The sequence below is a fragment of the Ruminococcus sp. AM31-15AC genome, assembly GCF_003462045.1.
Taxonomy (GTDB): Bacteria; Bacillota; Clostridia; order Oscillospirales; family Ruminococcaceae; genus Hominimerdicola; species Hominimerdicola aceti.
This window is the reverse complement of the sequence record NZ_QTYG01000010.1, coordinates 18,686-36,176: the sequence shown is the minus strand read 5'-3', so window position 1 is coordinate 36,176 and position 17,491 is coordinate 18,686. Positions and strand designations below refer to the sequence as shown.

General features: G+C 46.4%; 15 protein-coding genes and 1 pseudogene. 10 read left to right on the top strand and 6 right to left on the bottom strand.

Annotated elements, in window-relative coordinates:
• The first annotated feature begins 82 nt into the window (after nt 1-82).
• The 7 genes from DW793_RS15165 to DW793_RS04455 all read left to right on the top strand — a co-directional run bounded on the left by DW793_RS15165 (nt 83) and on the right by DW793_RS04455 (nt 7,668).
• Nucleotides 83-1,102: a hypothetical protein gene (locus DW793_RS15165; protein WP_252969665.1), complete on the top strand. Its 1,020-nt coding sequence runs from the start codon at nt 83-85 to the stop codon at nt 1,100-1,102.
• Entirely contained in the window at nt 1,099-1,335 is a 237-nt protein-coding gene (locus DW793_RS15160) for a hypothetical protein (protein ID WP_252967800.1), read from the top strand. Before DW793_RS15165 ends, DW793_RS15160 begins: the two co-directional genes overlap by 4 nt.
• Nucleotides 1,329-2,348, top strand: a complete 1,020-nt coding sequence (locus DW793_RS04475; protein WP_252969664.1) for a sensor histidine kinase — start codon at nt 1,329-1,331, stop codon at nt 2,346-2,348. Before DW793_RS15160 ends, DW793_RS04475 begins: the two co-directional genes overlap by 7 nt.
• Nucleotides 2,345-2,974 (top strand): response regulator transcription factor, encoded by a 630-nt coding sequence (locus tag DW793_RS04470; RefSeq protein ID WP_118157183.1) that lies wholly within the window; start codon nt 2,345-2,347, stop codon nt 2,972-2,974. Before DW793_RS04475 ends, DW793_RS04470 begins: the two co-directional genes overlap by 4 nt.
• Before the next feature lie 179 nt (nt 2,975-3,153).
• Nucleotides 3,154-3,540, top strand: coding sequence for a hypothetical protein (locus DW793_RS04465; protein WP_117925392.1), 387 nt, complete (start codon nt 3,154-3,156; stop codon nt 3,538-3,540).
• Nucleotides 3,541-3,764: 224 nt separating this feature from the next.
• Nucleotides 3,765-3,992 carry a hypothetical protein gene (locus DW793_RS14430; RefSeq protein WP_147342156.1) on the top strand — a complete coding sequence of 76 codons (228 nt, stop codon included), beginning with the start codon at nt 3,765-3,767 and terminating at the stop codon, nt 3,990-3,992.
• 421 nt (nt 3,993-4,413) lie between these two features.
• Nucleotides 4,414-7,668, top strand: coding sequence for an InlB B-repeat-containing protein (locus tag DW793_RS04455; protein ID WP_147342155.1), 3,255 nt, complete (start codon nt 4,414-4,416; stop codon nt 7,666-7,668).
• 432 nt (nt 7,669-8,100) lie between these two features.
• On the opposite strand, the gene DW793_RS04450 is transcribed toward DW793_RS04455, so the two are convergent.
• The 5 genes from DW793_RS04450 to DW793_RS04430 form a co-directional block, all read right to left on the bottom strand.
• Complete coding sequence (locus tag DW793_RS04450) at nt 8,101-8,316, bottom strand: hypothetical protein (RefSeq protein WP_118157180.1); 216 nt, start codon at nt 8,314-8,316, stop codon at nt 8,101-8,103.
• Nucleotides 8,303-8,899: an accessory gene regulator B family protein gene (locus tag DW793_RS04445; protein WP_118157179.1), complete on the bottom strand. Its 597-nt coding sequence runs from the start codon at nt 8,897-8,899 to the stop codon at nt 8,303-8,305. Before DW793_RS04445 ends, DW793_RS04450 begins: the two co-directional genes overlap by 14 nt.
• A 122-nt stretch (nt 8,900-9,021) precedes the next feature.
• Nucleotides 9,022-10,347, bottom strand: a complete 1,326-nt coding sequence (locus DW793_RS04440; protein WP_118157178.1) for a sensor histidine kinase — start codon at nt 10,345-10,347, stop codon at nt 9,022-9,024.
• Complete coding sequence (locus DW793_RS04435; RefSeq protein ID WP_117927824.1) at nt 10,347-11,072, bottom strand: LytR/AlgR family response regulator transcription factor; 726 nt, start codon at nt 11,070-11,072, stop codon at nt 10,347-10,349. The genes DW793_RS04440 and DW793_RS04435 overlap by 1 nt, the downstream gene beginning before the upstream one ends.
• A 221-nt stretch (nt 11,073-11,293) precedes the next feature.
• Complete coding sequence (locus DW793_RS04430) at nt 11,294-13,444, bottom strand: Tex family protein (RefSeq protein WP_118157177.1); 2,151 nt, start codon at nt 13,442-13,444, stop codon at nt 11,294-11,296.
• Nucleotides 13,445-13,670: 226 nt separating this feature from the next.
• Between DW793_RS04430 and DW793_RS04425 the strand changes: the two genes are divergently transcribed.
• From DW793_RS04425 to DW793_RS04415, 3 genes and pseudogenes are all read left to right on the top strand, one after another.
• Entirely contained in the window at nt 13,671-14,426 is a 756-nt protein-coding gene (locus tag DW793_RS04425; protein WP_118157176.1) for a tRNA threonylcarbamoyladenosine dehydratase, read from the top strand.
• Between the two features lie 165 nt (nt 14,427-14,591).
• A pseudogene (locus DW793_RS04420) lies at nt 14,592-15,080 on the top strand (GNAT family N-acetyltransferase); the annotation flags it as partial.
• Between the two features lie 82 nt (nt 15,081-15,162).
• Complete coding sequence (locus DW793_RS04415; protein ID WP_118157174.1) at nt 15,163-15,735, top strand: hypothetical protein; 573 nt, start codon at nt 15,163-15,165, stop codon at nt 15,733-15,735.
• A 436-nt stretch (nt 15,736-16,171) separates the two neighbouring features.
• On the opposite strand, the gene DW793_RS04405 is transcribed toward DW793_RS04415, so the two are convergent.
• Nucleotides 16,172-17,386: a recombinase family protein gene (locus tag DW793_RS04405; protein WP_118157172.1), complete on the bottom strand. Its 1,215-nt coding sequence runs from the start codon at nt 17,384-17,386 to the stop codon at nt 16,172-16,174.
• Nucleotides 17,387-17,491: the final 105 nt, after the last annotated feature.

Genomic DNA, 17,491 nt, shown 5'->3' with positions numbered 1-17,491 from the left:
GTGTGCCTTTGCCGCACTCGTAATTATGTTTTTAAAATGCCGTGTGCAAAAAGGAAGGCTCCACTTTCTGCCCATTGTTCCTATGCTGCTGACGATCGTTTACAGCGTGCTTTACTATGCGGGTGCGGATTGGCTGCTCCACTTGTTCGGCGATATTGCCGCATTCCAAAGTGTGATGTATATTCTGACCTTTGAGTTTTGCATCGCCTGTGGATATATACATTCAAACAGCCGTTATGTGGACTTGTTTGCCTCCTCTGTCGGCACATCGGCAGAGATCACCGACAAGGACTTTACCGTTCGGTATGCAGCTGTAAACACTGCGCCTATCTCAAAGGAAACGATGAAAAAAGCCGAGCAAAGCCCGGTCACGATGGGCGGCTTGACCGTTCACACCATGCCCATTGATGGCGGCTATGCCGTATGGACAGAGGACGTGTCGGCTTTGCGTGACATCAAGGAGGACTCCGAGCTTCTTGCAGACGAGCTTGCCGACAGGAACGAAATACTCCGTTATGAATACAAGCGTGAAGCCAAGCGCCGCAAGGTGGAGGAGCAAAACCGCCTGTATGATCTCCTGCGTTCCGCTACACAGACGCAGATCGACCGCATTGCAGAGCTCACTAAGGAATACCGCCGAATCTCAAGCACCGATCCCGACAGTGCCAAAACGCTCCTTGCCGAGATCGCCGTGCTGTGCAGCTATATTAAACGCCGCAAGCATCTGACGCTCCTTACCGACCGAGATATTAAAATAGCGGAAACGGAACTCCACCGTGCCTTCAATGAGTCCCTCCAAACGCTGAAGCTGTTGGGCGTCCGCAGCTCGCTCTATGTGGACGAGTCTCTTTCCATGCTCTCCGGCAAAACGGCGACTGCTGTATTTGATTTTTATGAATCTGTTATTGAAGCCGACATTTTGAATTTAACAGGCATACAGGTTAGTCTCATAAAGGCAAACGGCTTGCGCTTGTCACTGAATGTGTGCTGCAAAGCCGACCTTTCCGCTTTGGTAAGCGGAGACGGTATCCGCTGTGAAAAAGAGGATGACGAGGAATACCAGCACCTTGTATTTGAAGCGAAAGAAGGTGACAGGAAATGAGTGCATTTTCTTCCCTTTCTGAATTTTGGCAGACCATGCTGCCGTTTATCATGCTTGTGGAGATCGTCCTTGAGATCGGGCTGTTTATGTATCAGCTTCTTCGCAGCAATAAGCCGGTGCGCAGCCTGCTGAGTCTGGCGGTCATGGCGGTGATGATCCCGCTGCTATTCTCCGTTTCTCAGGCTGATCCCGATAATATCGGGGACGCATTTCTGCTGGACGCACCGTGCTGATATTTGCCGCTGCCATTTTCCTTGCGGCAGTTCACTTTGCCATTGCTCTGCCGCGGGAATACCGCCGTAAAAAGAACGAGCTCTCGCCGTTCTCCATTAAGGAAGCAACCGATAAGCTGCCTATGGGCATCTGCTTTGCCGACCCGAACGGCAGGATCATCCTGTGCAACAACCGTATGCGCAGGCTCTCCTTTGCCCTTTGCGGCCACGAGCTGCAAATCAAAAGCGATATGGAAAATGCCCTGAGCGCACCGGACAGATCCGTAACCGTCAAGGATGATTGCTACATCCTGCCCGACAAGACCGTCTGGCAGTTTCGCACACAAAATATCACCGTGGACAGCGATGACCGCTGGCAGCAGATAACGGCGCACAATGTAACCGAGCTGTATAACGGCTACCAAAAGCAAGAGGAAATAAATGAAGAACTGGCAGAAGTCAATCGAAAGCTCAGGAAAATGTACGCTCGCATGGAGAACGATGTCAAAGAGAAGGAAAGCCTTGACCTAAAGGTCTATATTCACGATACCATCGGGCGAAGCCTCCTGACCATCCGTGACATCATAGACAGTGGAGAGGATACCGAGCGAAAGCTTGAGGCGCTGCAAAATGCCATCGGTATGCTGGCAAGCAACCGTGTCACCTCTGTCAGCACAATGGACGAGGTAAAAAGAACCGCACAGCAGCTTGGCGTGGCTGTAAAAATCGACGGCTACCTGCCCCGTGATACCGCAGCCGAGGAGCTGACCGTTGCTGCCGCCAAGGAGTGCGTGACCAACTGCATCAAGCACGCAGACGGGAATGAGGTATATATCCGCATTGCCCAGCGCGGCGAACGCTATGATGTTACCATAACCAACAATGGCAAAATACCCACAGAGCCGATAAAGGAAGGCAGCGGCCTGTCAACGCTTCGCCGCAGTATTGAAAGCTCCGGCGGTGAAATGCATATTTCGCACAATCCACGCTTTGCTCTTCTTATTACGATTCCCACAAAGGAGATGAGCCTATGATAAACACCATACTTGTAGAAGATGATCTATACATCCAAAAGCACTTTGTCGATCGTCTTGCGGCAGACGGCGAGTTTCATCTTGTCGGCGTTTTCCGTGACGCCTTTGAAGCGGAAAAGCACTGCGACGCCACCGTAAAGCTCGTCCTTATGGATGTGCAGACGCAGCATAAGCATTCCGGTCTTGCCGCCGCAGAGCGCATCAAAAAGGCTTTTCCGCAAATCAAAATCGTTGTGGCTACCTCGCTTGTCGATCCCGAAGTTTTGCAAAGAGCCAAAATGGGTGCTGCCGACAGCCTGTGGTATAAGGACCACGGAACAGAGGAGCTGATGAGCGTGGTAAAGCGCACTCTGGCAGGCGAAAAGGTATTCCCCGATACCGCTCCGGCCATTGAAATGGAGGGTACGATGTCCGATGTCTTCTCGCCCCGGCAGTTAGACATACTACGCCTTTATATAAAGGGCTTTACCTATCAGGAAATTGCCGATAAACTGGGCATCTCCAAAAACGGCGTTCGCTGGAACCTGGACGATATGGTGGAAAAGAGCGGCTTTGAAAGCAGAGAAGCGCTGGTTGCAACCGCCATTGAAAACAAGCTCATGGTGATCACCTTAAAAGACGAATAAGCAAAACTGAACCCCTTGGCTGTACGGTCAAGGGGTTTTTCGCGCCCAAAAGGCAAAAATTTTTTTAAAAAATCGAGATCTTTCTTCTGTTACTGGCACAAGTGCCAGTGACAAACGCCAAAAAATCAGTATAATAGATAATGTAAGATTAGGATTGTGCTTTTAGAAGGTGGTGATGAATGATGAAAAAAATCGTTCTGGACATTCAAAGCGATATCCATGCGCACACCATGGAGCGAATGCTGATGCAAAAATTGGACGATTGCCAAGTTGTGATTTCCGAGTCGCCGGACGCAACCGCCGAGTGGTGCAAAACGCATCGACCGGATGTGCTTTTAATGGAAGTCAAGGCGTATTCGCCATGGATGTTCAAAGAACGAATGGCGATCCGTGACAAGGTAAAACGGAACACGGAAAGCTGTCGTGTCATTCTCTTTGTGGATGATGATACAGATGAAGATTTGACCGAAAAGGTACGGCAGGCAAAGCGTGAGGGGCTGATAGACGCTTTTCTCTTCGGTTCGGTATCCGAAAACTACTTTGCTTCGGTCATCGACAGTGTTTAAATCAGGCAACACAAAAAGCATAAAAATCTTCAAAATAATTATGAGGGAGGAATAATAGTATGACAAAAACGAACAAACGAAGGCGCGTCGCCAGCGTCCTGTTGGCGCTTGTGATGCTGCTCTCACTGATGCCGGGTCTGGAGCTTCCCGCCCACGCCTTTTGGGATGACTACGACACCGGCGGAGATTGCCCCAACTGCGACCACTACCACTGGGGTGAGAATTTGTGCGACTGCCAGTTCTGCACCATTGACTGCAACTACGATTGCTGGGTTGAAACCCATTGCAACGACTGCGGTGTGTGCCTGGGCGACACGCCTACTGGTGCGAGGAGTGCTATAAATGCGCAGAGTGCATGGAGGACACGCACTGCTCCACCTGCGCCAAGTGCTACATTGGCGAGGATGACCAGCTGTGCGGCGAATGCCATAAGGGTCCCTGCTGCTCCATAACCATCTGCGACTCCTGCGGCTTCTGCGATGACTGCGCAAACGATGACAGCGACCCGATGCACTGCTCACTGTGTAACGCCTGCTTCGGTTCGGTGGACGAGTGCGTGGACGACGATGATACCGGCGTCATCCACTGCATCGATTGCCACACGGCCTGCGAGCAGTGTGAGGAATGCCTGCTGAACCAGGAATCCTGCGAGGACTGCGGCTTGTGCCTTGAGTGCTGCCGAGATAACTCCGAGGGCGGCGGCTGCCCAGACGGCGAGACCTGCGTGGAAAGCGCCGAGTGGGACGAGCACATCTGTCAGGGCTGCGACGGCTGGGTCACGGATAAGGAGGACGAGGACGAGTCTGCGAAACCTGCGAGATGTGCAAGGAGTGCTGCGAGGGCAACTCCGACTGCTCCGAGGGAATGTGCGCAATGGACACTGACTATGCGGATCACTTCTGTGAGGACTGCGGCCTGTGCTTCCACGACAGCGATCCCTGCGAGGACGGCTGCGATCAGCGTTGCAAGGACTGCTGCCGAGATGCCGTAAGCGCTATGGGCTGCGATCATGACGACTGGTGCTTCAGCGACTCTGATTTTGAGGATCATCTGAAGACGGAGCATTCCGGCGCCGGACATACCCACATAGCCTCCGCCACCTGGGCGGCTGACGGAACGCAGCACTGGCACCCCTGCCGCTATTGTGACGATAAAAAGCTGAATGCCGCCAACCATGAATTTGACGCCAAGGGCGTGTGCAAGGTCTGCGGCTACATCAGCGGCAGTTCCATCGTCATCAACCGCCAGCCGAGGGGCGTCAAGTGTAAGACCTCTATCTACAGCAGCGGCGATTATGACGAAGAGCCGGAAAACGACCTGCTGTACAGCGAACATAACTGGGTCACCTTCTCTGTCTCGGCAAAGAGCCTGAAAGGCGACGAGCTGACCTATCAGTGGTATCAGAAGAATAATGCGAATCCCACGGCGGCGCCCTACAAGCTGCCGGAGAAAGATTACTATGTGGACGTGAACACCCCAACGCTGAGGCTGTCGGTTTCCGCCGAGGCCTGCATGGATGACTACTCCTACTACTGCGTCATCGGCAGAAAGGGTGACCCTTCGGACACCATGAAAACGGCGGAGGCAAAGCTGACTGCCACCCATGCCTACAGCCATAAGCAGGCGGGTGTGCGTGTGCCCACGGAAGACAGCGAGAGAACGCCGAAATACAATGTCACTTGGGTCGATAAGCATGGGGTTACCCATGACGGTGTCGTGGGCGGCGACCCGAAATGCGACGGCCACAAGCTCCCGTGTCTGTTTGAAGCAGGCTCTTACGAAGCGCATTATATGACCACCGGCTCCAAGGAGCGCATCTTCCCGCATACCTTTGAGCTTGACAGAAGCCTTGACGCGGTAGGCGGCGGCAGAGTCGATGTGCTCAGATGTTCCGTCTGCGACTATATCGTTCCTGTGAAGAGCCATGTCCATGATTACGGCTGGAACTGGGACTGCACCGGCTTCGGCAGTATCTATGAGTATACCTTCAACATCGGCGGCTCGACCAAGACGGTGGAGGAGCTCATCCTTGAATCCGGCTATGCCCACCCAGAAAAGTGCAAGGTTCCCGGCTGCGAGGAGTTCATCATGGTTCCCCATAGTTGGGGCCGCTGGAATGTGGTCAAAAACCCTGATACCGAGGGCGATAAAGGCGGCATGGAAGCTGAATGCAGCGTATGCGAATACAAAGAGACGAAAGAAATTGACGGCGATTGGACAAAGGACACCGCCCTTGTGACGGTGAAAAACGGCCGGGCAACCCGTATGATCGTCAAGCCAGGCGACAAGATCAGGCTTTATCCCGAGGAGAGAACCGGTCAGAAAGCCATAGGCTGGAAGGTGGAGTATCGCCGCGAATACAATGAGTATGACATCATCAGCGGTACGGGATTACCTGTTTCTAAAAATTGGAGCGTCAACGAGGCAAAGACCCTGTTCAAGCTGGTGACCAACGGCTCCGCCCTTGAGTGGGGCTGCACGATCCCAGAGTTCAGCGCCATGGGTGCCCCCGGCGGCGGCAGTTTCTTCTTTGAGCCTGTCTATGCAGGCTGTGACCACAGCGGCGGCACCACGGTGCTCAATGCGAAGGAGCAGATCTGCGACCGTAAGGGCTACACCGGCGACACCGCCTGCGCAGACTGCGGCCATGTCATCAGTGCCGGTTCGGACATCTACCCACCTGCAAACGCCGGTCATACCGGTCCACTGCAGCCGCTGTACTACTACGGCACGGCCAACTCGGCAACCACAGACGCGAGCCATGGCGGCAAACGCTATAACGCCAAATCGGGAGACTGCCGACACCGCGCCTATGAGGGCGACTACCGCTGCACGGCTTGCGGCGGCACCGTAAAGGGCGAGACCGGCGACTTCAGGCATAGCGGTCCCCTTGAACTGCGGGATGTAAGAACGGCGACCTGTACAGAGAGGGGCTATTCCGGCAACCAGTACTGCACATCGTGCGACAGGATCGCGCAGAAGGGCGTCTCTACCCCGTCCCTCCACGAAATTGCCGATAACTACAAGCTGATCAATGAGGTTAAGCCAGGATGCACCACCTCAGGCTATAGCGGCGACCAGCAGTGCACAGCCGGCTGCGGACAGATTATCCGCTACGGTCATGTCGTTAATAAGCTCAGCCACGACTGGGACGGCGGCAAACCCGCAAAACAGGGCAAGAGCGAAGGAATTCTCTACACCTGCCAGCGTGCCGACTGCGGCGAGACAAGGTTCGTCAGAAGCTCCGCCGCGACCGAGTTCACGGTCACGGTCATCAAGGGCACGGCCTCCCTTGCCGCAGGGACACTCATCACAGACAAGATCGCGCAGAACACCGTTGTGACCGTTACGGCGGACGCACCGGAAGCAGGCAAGGTCTTTGACAAGTGGGTCGTGCTGGAGGGCAATGTCACTCTGGCAGACGCCACCAAGGCGACTACCACCTTCACCATGCCCGGCAATGATGTGAAGCTCGAGGTCACCTATAAGGATGCTCCTCCAAGCCATACCCACAGCTACGGCACCGAGTGGAAGTATGACGACACCGATCACTGGCATGAGTGCGAATGCGGCGATAAGGCCAATATTGAGGCTCACAGTGCCAGCGAATGGATCGTTGACACGGCAGCTACCGAAACCGCCGACGGCACTAAGCATAAGGAATGCACCGTCTGCAAGAAGGTTCTTGAAACCGCACCGATCCCCGCAACAGGCAGCAATCATACCCACAGCTACGGTACAGAGTGGAAGTATGACGGCACCAACCACTGGCATGAGTGCGAGTGCGGCGACAAGGCCGACACGGCAGCACACAGCTTCCAGTGGGTGATCGACAAGGCCGCTACCAAGGAGGCCACCGGCATCAAGCACGAGGAATGCACCGTTTGCGGCGCCAAGCGCAGCGAGAATACGGTCATCGACAAGCTCCCCGACGGCGGCAATACCGACAATACAGGCAGCAGTGATAATAACACCAATAAGACAGGAAATGACGACTCCACCAAGTGTCCTCAGACCGGTGACAGCAGCAACCACATGGGTTGGCTGGCTGCTCTGTACGTCAGCGGCGGCGTTCTGACTCTGCTAGGCGTAAGCGGCAAAAAGAGAAAGAAATCCGAGGTTAAATAAGCCGACGCTTCCGAAATCGAAATAGCCTAAACACAATAGGCGGTGACGGATCATTCCGCCACCGCCTATTTTCTTGAAAGTGGGCTTGGCAGCAAGTCCCTTTCCGAAAGGCGGCAAGCGACACCCACATTCTGACCATATATCCCCAGCCGAACGGGGACGGCAATCTCCGACGCTCTTTCTTTATGCCTTCGACAAAAATCAGAGCAAAGCTCAAAAATCTTTTAGAAAATTAAAAAGCTTGGTTGTAGCCCCCTCAACTTTTCGTCATGGAAAGTGAGGGGGCTTTCTCTATAGCCTCCGCCCGTTCTTTGAAAACCGAATAGTACAGCGCATCCTTTTGTATGGCGGATTTTTTTGTTACCTAAAAGCAAATTTACTCACTGTCAAAAGCTTGAACTCACTACAAAAAATGGTAACACCAGCAGGAAGTTATCTTCCTGCTAATGTTACCTCATTTACAAGTATCACAAGATTTAAAGGGGAAATGATAAAGTCTTTGTAATGCTTATCGTAATTCTTGTAAATGTTTTTTGGCTCTTTAGTTTGATAGCCACCATACATTGATGCACATCCGCAGGCAGCTATACCCATTCTCTTAGTTGCTCTGGCAATAAGGCTGGCAAGCAATTTCTTAAATGATCTCATTCTTATCACACCTCTTTTCTTTGATCTTCGCTGATATTATTAAAACTGCAATTAATAGATTTGTTAACAGGATCATAGATCCAGCCGTCTGATATCTATTGATAATCGCCCCGCCAAACAGATCAAGCAACAGAAAAACTATCATTCCCATCGCTTTGAACTTTGGCTTTTTTTCTTTTTCTATAGGCTTATTTTTGTTCTCCACAGGGCAGAATACAAAAGCTATTATCTCTTCAAACACAACCAAGGCAGCGATCACCCATATATTTATATATCCGCATACCTTGTCATTAAGAAAAGCTGTGGCAATAAATGTCGAACACATCAACAGATTGCATCTGAAATATGTATCTGCATGATACCCTCCGGTAATAACCCTGACAGCAATAAACACTGCCAAATATATTACGCTTTCCAGCAAATGCCCTGTCAATGCTCCCATAAGCAATACAAGCACAACGTTTAACATTGATGAGATAGTTATTTCTATGCCATACCGATAAAAATCCTGTACCTCACCTGCTTTGCCGATAGCTTCCTGCTCGGTCAAAAAATTAAGTATACCCGATACAACAAGATCCATAAACTATCGCCTCGCTTTTGTCTTACCCTAATTTGAATTTTAATAGAATAACAGCAATATGTCAAGCTTTTTGGAATGAGTTGCAGGTTTTTGTCACGAAATGCAGCAACGGCCCAGAACAATCAGTTCAGGACCGTTGTATCTGCCATCAATGTTACCTGACAGCAAAACATTCCCTCCGACTCATAGAAATCGCATCTGCCATTATATTTTCTTGCTATCTCTCTGATTATGGAGGTCCCCAGACCATGCTGTTTTTTATCAGCCTTTGTGGTCGTAAGCCTTGGATTACTATCCATAACAGAATGATCTATTGAATTTTTTATCAAAAACGTATATGTATCCGTTTCTCGGTCGATCTTCAGATACAGAAATTTATTTGCGTCGTCGGCTATTTCCTTGCATGCCGTTATAGCATTCTCCAACGTGTTGCTCAACAGGTCGCAAAGGTCAGTTCCCTTTATTCCCTCAAAATCCGAAACTGTTATACACGATATTTTTATCCCCAAGGAAGAAGCCATCGTAAGCTTTGCGTTAACGATAGCATTTACAATATTATTTTTCGTTTTAACATAGGACTCCGACTTCTCGATAAGGTCAAAGCTTTCTGAGATAAATTTTCTCGTTTCATCTATTTTTTGGACTTTCAACAGTTCATTGACCGTTTCATATTTGTCTTTTATATCATGCCTTAGTTTTCTCATGGCGTCATATTGCGACTCGGCGTTTCCGATAAACTGCTCAAGATACTGCTCTCTTAGTTTGACTATCTCCATTTCCTTGAGCTTCCGATTCTTTTTTATCAAAGAATTTATTATCCAGAATATAAGTATATTAAGAACAAAGACAAGCATATATGACAGATTTATATACAGCCTATGGCCATCGTCTGCCAAAAGGGACAGTTCATGTATTACCATAACGAGAGAAAACGAAATAATAAGCACTGCAATTATCGTAACCCAATCTGAAGCCGTATAATCATCTGTGTGTTTAAATACCATCAGTATTAATCTAAATACAATGAATATAGAGATCTGGATCATTATAAGCGTCACAAATCTAAGCAAGCTTTGTTCGACCACAAGTTCCCTGAGGGATATTTTAAAAAATGACGATACAACATTTAGTTCCAATGACGTTATCAACAAGATCGCAACCTGCGAGAGGGATATGGAAAGAAATTTCTTTACTGCATTGTCACTAAAAAAGCAAAACGCAAAAACAAGCAGACTTGCCCAGTACAAAGCACTTCCAAAGCCCTCAAATACAGTGAAATAATTAAAAACAGTGACCAGACAGCCTTCACAAACTGCAAATATAACAGCCCATATCTTAGCCCTTTCATGAGATCTTGGCGTAAGAAATCTATATATAAACCATGTTTCCAGACCGCCCTGATAAAAGTTTATCAAGATCTCAAATATCGTCCACAATGTAATAGTCATCACTTTCTCCTCAGATATTCAGTCAAAGCGTCGTCAACTGCATTCTTATATCCTCGGCTCATGGGAAGCTCTGAACCGCTTTTGAAGATCACTGTTTCATTTGAACGGCTTATGTTAAAAACATATTTCAGATTGACGATATATTTTTTATGCACCCGTATAAAATCAAATTTACGATAAGCTTCTTCTATCTCGCCAATGCTATCTCTGACTGCAATAGTATCCTTATTATTTGCAAAATGATATATGATGCTGTGGCTATTGCTCTCTATATAAGTTACATCCCGAAGCTTTACAGAGATCCTTCCCTGCTCCCTGTTCTCCAAAACCACTGTCTTTTCCTGCTTCAATGCGTCCGTCAACTGTCCTGCTACCATATGGAGCCTATCCTTCATAACATCAGCGTCAGGATCTTTGCATATAAAATTCAGCGGTCTGAAATTAAAGCTGTCATAAACCAGCTCCTGATGACTTGTCACAAAGATCACGAAGCAATTACCATTCTGACCTAGCTGCCGTGCGACTTCAAAACCGGTCATTTCAGGCATATCAAGGTCAAGAAATATAGCCGAAAAAGGCTTTTTACCATGGCAGTAAAAAAAGCTCTCAGCTTTGGTAAACGTTTCTATATCAGCCTTGACCGACCTTGATTCAAGTTCATTTGCCAGCATAGATTTAAAAAACTGAAGAAAAACAGCATTATCATCACAAACTGCGATCCGCATTTTTTCACGTCCTTTTATAACATAGTCTATGTACGATTTTATATTACCATAATTATACCGTAAGGTCAAGCCATAAGGCGTTTCACAGCTCCCTGCGGCAAGACCACACCTGGCGGCAAACAAAAAAAGGGCTGCTCTAACAGCCCTTTAGTCTGCCGCAAAAGTGTAAAACCAACGTCCCACTTATTTAGGACTTTTCCAACTTATTTCGTTTTGGATCCCTACACCTTAGGCTTTTTCATAGTAAGCGAAATACGCTTTTTCTTCAGATCAACGTTAAGTACCCAAACCTTAACTACCTCCCCGACCTTTACGACCTCAAGAGGGTGCTTTATATATCTGTCGCACATCTGAGAAATATGTACAAGACCGTCCTCATGGACGCCGATATCAACGAACGCTCCGAAGTCTATAACGTTTCTCACAGTGCCCATAAGCTCCATGCCCGGCTTCAAGTCTTTAAGCTCCATGATGTCGCCGCTTCTCATAAGCGGTGGAGGCAGCTCGTCACGAGGGTCACGACCCGGCTTTTCAAGCTCCCCTACTATGTCCTTTAACGTCGGAGCACCAATGCCGATATCTGTGGCAAGCTTCTTCATGCCCATTGCATTGACTTTCTCAGCTATCTGCTTTACGTCGCCCATGTCCGCAAGGCTCAGCCCGCACCTGTCAATAAGCGCCTGCGCTGCCTTATATGACTCAGGGTGAACAGCGGTGTTATCCAGCGGATTTTTTCCGCCACGCACTCTCAAAAAGCCTGCGCACTGCTCAAAAGCCTTTGCGCCAAGCTTCGGAACTTTCATAAGTTGCTTTCTTTCGGTGAAAGCTCCGTTTTCCTCACGATAGGAAACAATATTCTTTGCAACTGTCATATTTATGCCCGATATATATGACAACAATGAGTATGAAGCCGTATTAAGGTCAACGCCTACTGAGTTTACGCAGTCCTCAACAACGCCCTTTAAAGCCTCGTCCATTCTCGCCTTTGGCATATCATGCTGATACTGTCCAACGCCTATTGCCTTTGGGTCTATCTTTACAAGCTCTGCAAGAGGGTCCTGCAAACGGCGTGCTATTGATACTGCTGAACGCAGTGAAACGTCATATTCAGGAAACTCCTCAGCCGCAAGCTTGGAAGCGGAGTAAACGGAAGCGCCAGCCTCAGATACCACCATGTAAGAAACTTTCTGCGGAATTTCTTTGATAAGCTCGGCTGTGAACTGCTCCGTTTCTCTTGAAGCAGTGCCATTGCCTATGGAGATAGTCGTAACTCCATATTTCTTTATAAAGCCCGTCAGAATACGCTTAGCACGCTCTGTATCCTTCTTTGGCGGAGTAATGTAGATTATCGCAGTGTCAAGCACCTTGCCCGTAGCGTCCACTACAGCGGTCTTACAGCCGTGAGCATATCCTGGGTCAAGACCAAGGGTAACAGTGTCTTTAACAGGCGGCTGCATAAGAAGCTGTCTGAGATTTGAAGAGAACACCTTTATTGCCCCCTCCTGAGCATTTGCCGAAAGCTCCGCCCTTATCTCACGCTCTATGGACGGATAAATAAGCCTTTTATAGCCATCCTCACAGGCAGCCGTAACAAGCTGTCCGCACTCTGACTTGTTTTTTACATATTTTGAAACGCATGCTCTCTCTCCTGCACCCTCTGGGACATTCACTGATACTTTCAGAACGCCCTCTTTTTCGCCTCTGTCCAAAGCCAAAACTCTGTGACCTGCTATCTTTCCCACAGCCTCGGCATAGTCGTAATAGTTCTCGTACACTGACTCGGCGTTCTCGTCAGACGCCTTTGAGCTTATCACGCCTATCTGCGAAAACAGCGTTCTTATGTATTTTCTAAGGTCAGCGTCGTCAGAGATATCCTCTGCGATTATGTCCATTGCACCCTGCAAAGCTTCGTCCGCAGACTTTACGCCCTTGTCCTCGTTGATAAATTTTGACCCCTCGACCTGCGGGTCGCATTTCTTATCCTGGGTCAAGATAAGTTCAGCCAGTGGTTCAAGCCCCTTTTCTCTTGCCACCGAAGCCCTTGTTTTACGCTTCGGCTTGAAAGGTCTGTAGATATCCTCCACCTCCACAAGGGTCTTTGCATTTTCGATAGCAGACATTATATCATCTGTCATTTTCTCCTGCTCAGTGATAGAAGAGATTATCTCGCCTTTACGTTTTTCGAGATTTCTAAGATATGTGAGCCTGTCAGCGATCTCTCTAAGCACCTGATCGTCCAGCGAGCCTGTCAGCTCTTTTCTGTATCGTGCAATAAACGGTATAGTTTTATCGTCATCAAGGAGTGCTACAGTGTTGTCGATCTGCTCCTGTCTGAGCTTAAATTCTTCCGCAAGGGTCTTGTTAATGTCCATGTTTTTACCAATCCTTTTTATTACTTTTTGCGTATTATCATATATAATATTATAGCACATTTTCGATAAAAACGCAACGAAAATGCGGTCGAAAACTGTAACAAAGATATTATATAATACATATAGGTTTTATCAGAAAATTAATAAAAGCAGGCAAAAATGCACTTGAAAAAAGGACTTGGATATGTTATCATAAAAGAATAAAACAGTATTCAGGAGTGTTTATATGCTAAATCAGTTTTCAAGAACCGAGCTTTTATTCGGCAAAGAAGCAATGGAAAAGCTCAGCAACAGCAGGGTTGCGATTTTCGGCATAGGCGGTGTAGGCGGATATGCAGTTGAAGCCCTTGCACGAAGCGGTGTAGGCGAGCTTGACCTTATAGATGATGACAAAGTGTGTCTGACCAACATCAATCGTCAGATAATTGCCACAAGAAAAACAGTAGGAAAATACAAGGTAGACGTGGCGGAGGAGCGTGTTCACGACATCTGCCCTGACATAAAAGTGAACACATACAAGTGTTTTTATATGCCTGACACAGCGGATCAGTTTGATTTTACTCAGTATGATTACATTATCGACGCCATTGACACTGTTACAGGCAAGCTGGAGATAATAAAGCGAGCAGACGTCGCAGGAGTACCTGTTATATCCTCAATGGGTGCAGGCAACAAGCTTGACCCTACAGCATTCCGTGTGGCGGACATTTATGAGACAAAGGTCTGCCCACTTGCGAAAGTCATGCGACGAGAGCTTAAAAAGGCAGGCATAAAGTCGCTTAAAGTTGTTTACTCAGAAGAACAGCCTATCAGACCGATAGAAGATATGGCTATTTCATGCCGTCAGGACTGCATTTGTCCTCCTGGTACGGCAAGAAAATGCACAGTGCGCCGTGATATTCCAGGCTCAACAGCATTTGTGCCGTCAGTTGTGGGACTTATCGTGGCAGGAGAAGTTATTAAAGATCTTGCAAAGAAATAATACAAACAAAGGACGAACCATTGATCAGCTATGGTATAATGGTTTCGGAAATTGGTCGGAATAAACTGCCAGACAAATCGAAATTTTTGCGATAACCATTGAGGTGGTTTGTAAATGAAAGCATTAGAAACAGAGCGATTATTTTTACGATAATGGCAAAAAAATGATGTTGAAGATTTATTTGATATTATGAAAAATCCTTCTGTCACCATCGGCGGATGGAAACCTCATTCAAACATAAATACTTCTATCGAGGTTTTGAATGAGTATATTGAAAGTGATGAACGATGGGCTGTTGAGCTAAAGGATACTGGAAAAGTAATTGGCAGTATAAGGGTTTATCCTGACAATAATCGTGGTAAATTATTCGCTAAAACTATTAACTATGTTTTATCCGAAGATTATTGGGGAAACGGATATATGACGGAGGCGGTTAAACGGATTATTGAATATTTGTTTGAAGAATTAAATATAGATTTACTTTCCGCTTTCCATTATCCTAATAATGATCAGTCCAAAAAAGTCCTTGAAAAATGTGGGTTTGAGTATGAGATTACAATAGAACAAGGCTCTACAAGATACGATGGACAAGTTTTTGATGCGGTGTGCTATTCAATTTTGAATTCTGATTATTTTCAAAACAAGTTATTATAACTTAACTGAAAACTTTCCATTTATCAAGCAATTCACTTATCGCAGCACTATTATTTGAATTTTTCAGAAAGGAAAAACTGTTATGCAAGAATGGCTCATGACTATAACGCTTGGAATAATCGGAGTATTTTTGATAGCTGTTACATATGCCGCATTATATCAAAGCAAAAAAAGCAAAAAACACATATCTGGATTTCCATTTTTCGGTGGGTTTATTCTTGCTGTTGCATTTCTATTCTCTCCTATTAAATGGTTAGCTTTTCTGGGCTTCATTGATTATGGTTTGTGGCTCCTGCCATATGTATTGATTATGGATTATTATAACAACAAAAAATTCAAAAAGATATATATGCAGCAGAATTTTGAACAACGCATCAGTGATGAATCAAAAGAATTACGTATCAGAATTTCTGAAAGAAATGAAGAATGGGTACAGCCGTATATTACGAATTTAGTTTATGTACTCAAAGTGCCTAAGCTGTTATATGCTGTTTGTACAGACCAAAATGGAAAGAAATTTTTACTTATTGATAAATGCCAAAGAAAAAGCAACATTGAAATAGTTCCTTTTGATAATAATACTATTCTGCTTACAGACCTCAACTCAAAAAATGTTGATTATTCAGTAGAAATTGAAATCAAAGACAATCCATAAATAGTTTCCCATTTATCGAACAGCTCCCTCATCACAGCACTCATGACGTGTGCTGTGATTATTTTTAGACAAACAGTGCTTCCGCACACCTACATTAACGTAAGCATACGAAAGCACTGTTTCCATACATTACATTTACAAACTGCAATACTAGATCATATATACAAAAAAGAGCCATAGCAAAAGCTACAGCTCTCTGGCTCCCCAATTCGCATACAAGCCGAAGTATCGTCCAAAGGGAGGGCGAGTGTACTCGCCCCTTCCCTGCAATTAAAGATGATGACAACCTTGTCATCGTAAAGATAAACTGAATTTACAAAGGTATCTACAAGTTTGCGTTTGCTGTCATCTAATGAAAGGTCAAGCCTTTTCATCTCTTTCAACCATTCCACCACCTGCTCTCTCGTAATTATCTCCTCTTGGATTTCCTGCTTGATTATATCTGTTTCAGTTCCGTCCTCTGAGCTTCCAGCTCTTCAAAACGCTGCTTGGTTTCTCTTGAAACAATACCCATCTCCATAGCCTTGACTAAATTATTTATACTCTGATGAATTTCAGCCAACTGCTTCTGCATAAGAGGTATAGTAGTGTTTTCTTTCTCCTGTAATCTCATTACACTGTCGGCAATATCGTTTATCAAATCTTCCTTGAACATCTTGTCCATAACATCATTCAGTACGATTTCTTCAATATCTGCCTTTCGTACAGTTTTCTTGTGACAACCTTTGTGCCTTTTTACACTGGTACATTTATAATAGTTGTACTTAATCTTTTGTCTGCTTGTACCACTCTCTCCTATCATAAACTCACCGCAGTATCCGCAAATCAGCTTGGTTGAAAGAAAATACTCAATCTTTGCCTTAAATCTTGAACGAGAGTATTTGTTTTTCTTCAATCGTTCCTGTACCTTATTAAATAGAGCGTCGGAAACAATTCTCGGAACACCGCCGTCAATAATTATGTCACGGTATTTATACTGACCCTTGTATTTTACATTACTGAGCATTGATGTGGCACTTGTCTTGGTTATAGGTTTTCCCTTACCGCTTCGCACCCCATTGTCATTCAGATATTTTACAATATCCTTTACCATCTTACCGCTTGAATACATTTCAAAGGCTTCCTTTATAAAAGGTGCAACCAACGTGTCAAGCTGATAATGTTTGTTCTCGTCAATTGTGTACCCTATTGTCAGAGAACCGCCGTTATACTGACATTTGAGTGCGTTATCCGTCATACCCCTTATAACCTTTTCCGAAAGCTCTGCGGAATAATATTCAGCGTAACCTTCAAGCACAGATTCAAGAATGATACCCTCTGCACCTTCCGAGATAACCTCAGTTGCGGATATTACCTTAACTCCGTTCTTACTAAGCGTAGCCTTATAATGTGCTGAGTCATATCTGTTCCTTGCAAATCTGTCCAGCTTCCAAACAATGACTACATCGAAAAGCTCATTTGAACTCTCCTTAATCATTCTCTGGAACTCAGGGCGGTTGTCTGTTTTAGCGGACATCGCCCTATCTATGTATGTACCAACCAGTTTAAAACCTTTGCGTTCCGCAAATGCCTTACATTCACGGAGCTGACCTTCGATACTCTCTTCACGTTGGTTATCACATGAGTAACGAGCATAAATTACTGCCTTCATTGCTACCTCCTTATTGTCGTTGCGTTGTTGGTTTTCTTTATTTAATAGTATATCACTTTCAAAAGATTTTGTCAACGCTTTAAAGCACTAAACCGCATTTTTTAT

Coding starts and splice junctions, on each gene's coding strand:
- DW793_RS15165 (WP_252969665.1), top strand. CDS start 83: ATGCTGCTGACGATCGTTTACAGCGTGCTTTACTATGCGGGTGCGGAT.
- DW793_RS15160 (WP_252967800.1), top strand. CDS start 1,099: ATGAGTGCATTTTCTTCCCTTTCTGAATTTTGGCAGACCATGCTGCCG.
- DW793_RS04470 (WP_118157183.1), top strand. CDS start 2,345: ATGATAAACACCATACTTGTAGAAGATGATCTATACATCCAAAAGCAC.
- DW793_RS04465 (WP_117925392.1), top strand. CDS start 3,154: ATGATGAAAAAAATCGTTCTGGACATTCAAAGCGATATCCATGCGCAC.
- DW793_RS04455 (WP_147342155.1), top strand. CDS start 4,414: ATGGACACTGACTATGCGGATCACTTCTGTGAGGACTGCGGCCTGTGC.
- DW793_RS04450 (WP_118157180.1), bottom strand. CDS start 8,316: ATGAGATCATTTAAGAAATTGCTTGCCAGCCTTATTGCCAGAGCAACT.
- DW793_RS04445 (WP_118157179.1), bottom strand. CDS start 8,899: ATGGATCTTGTTGTATCGGGTATACTTAATTTTTTGACCGAGCAGGAA.
- DW793_RS04440 (WP_118157178.1), bottom strand. CDS start 10,347: ATGACTATTACATTGTGGACGATATTTGAGATCTTGATAAACTTTTAT.
- DW793_RS04435 (WP_117927824.1), bottom strand. CDS start 11,072: ATGCGGATCGCAGTTTGTGATGATAATGCTGTTTTTCTTCAGTTTTTT.
- DW793_RS04430 (WP_118157177.1), bottom strand. CDS start 13,444: ATGGACATTAACAAGACCCTTGCGGAAGAATTTAAGCTCAGACAGGAG.
- DW793_RS04425 (WP_118157176.1), top strand. CDS start 13,671: ATGCTAAATCAGTTTTCAAGAACCGAGCTTTTATTCGGCAAAGAAGCA.
- DW793_RS04415 (WP_118157174.1), top strand. CDS start 15,163: ATGCAAGAATGGCTCATGACTATAACGCTTGGAATAATCGGAGTATTT.
- DW793_RS04405 (WP_118157172.1), bottom strand. CDS start 17,386: ATGAAGGCAGTAATTTATGCTCGTTACTCATGTGATAACCAACGTGAA.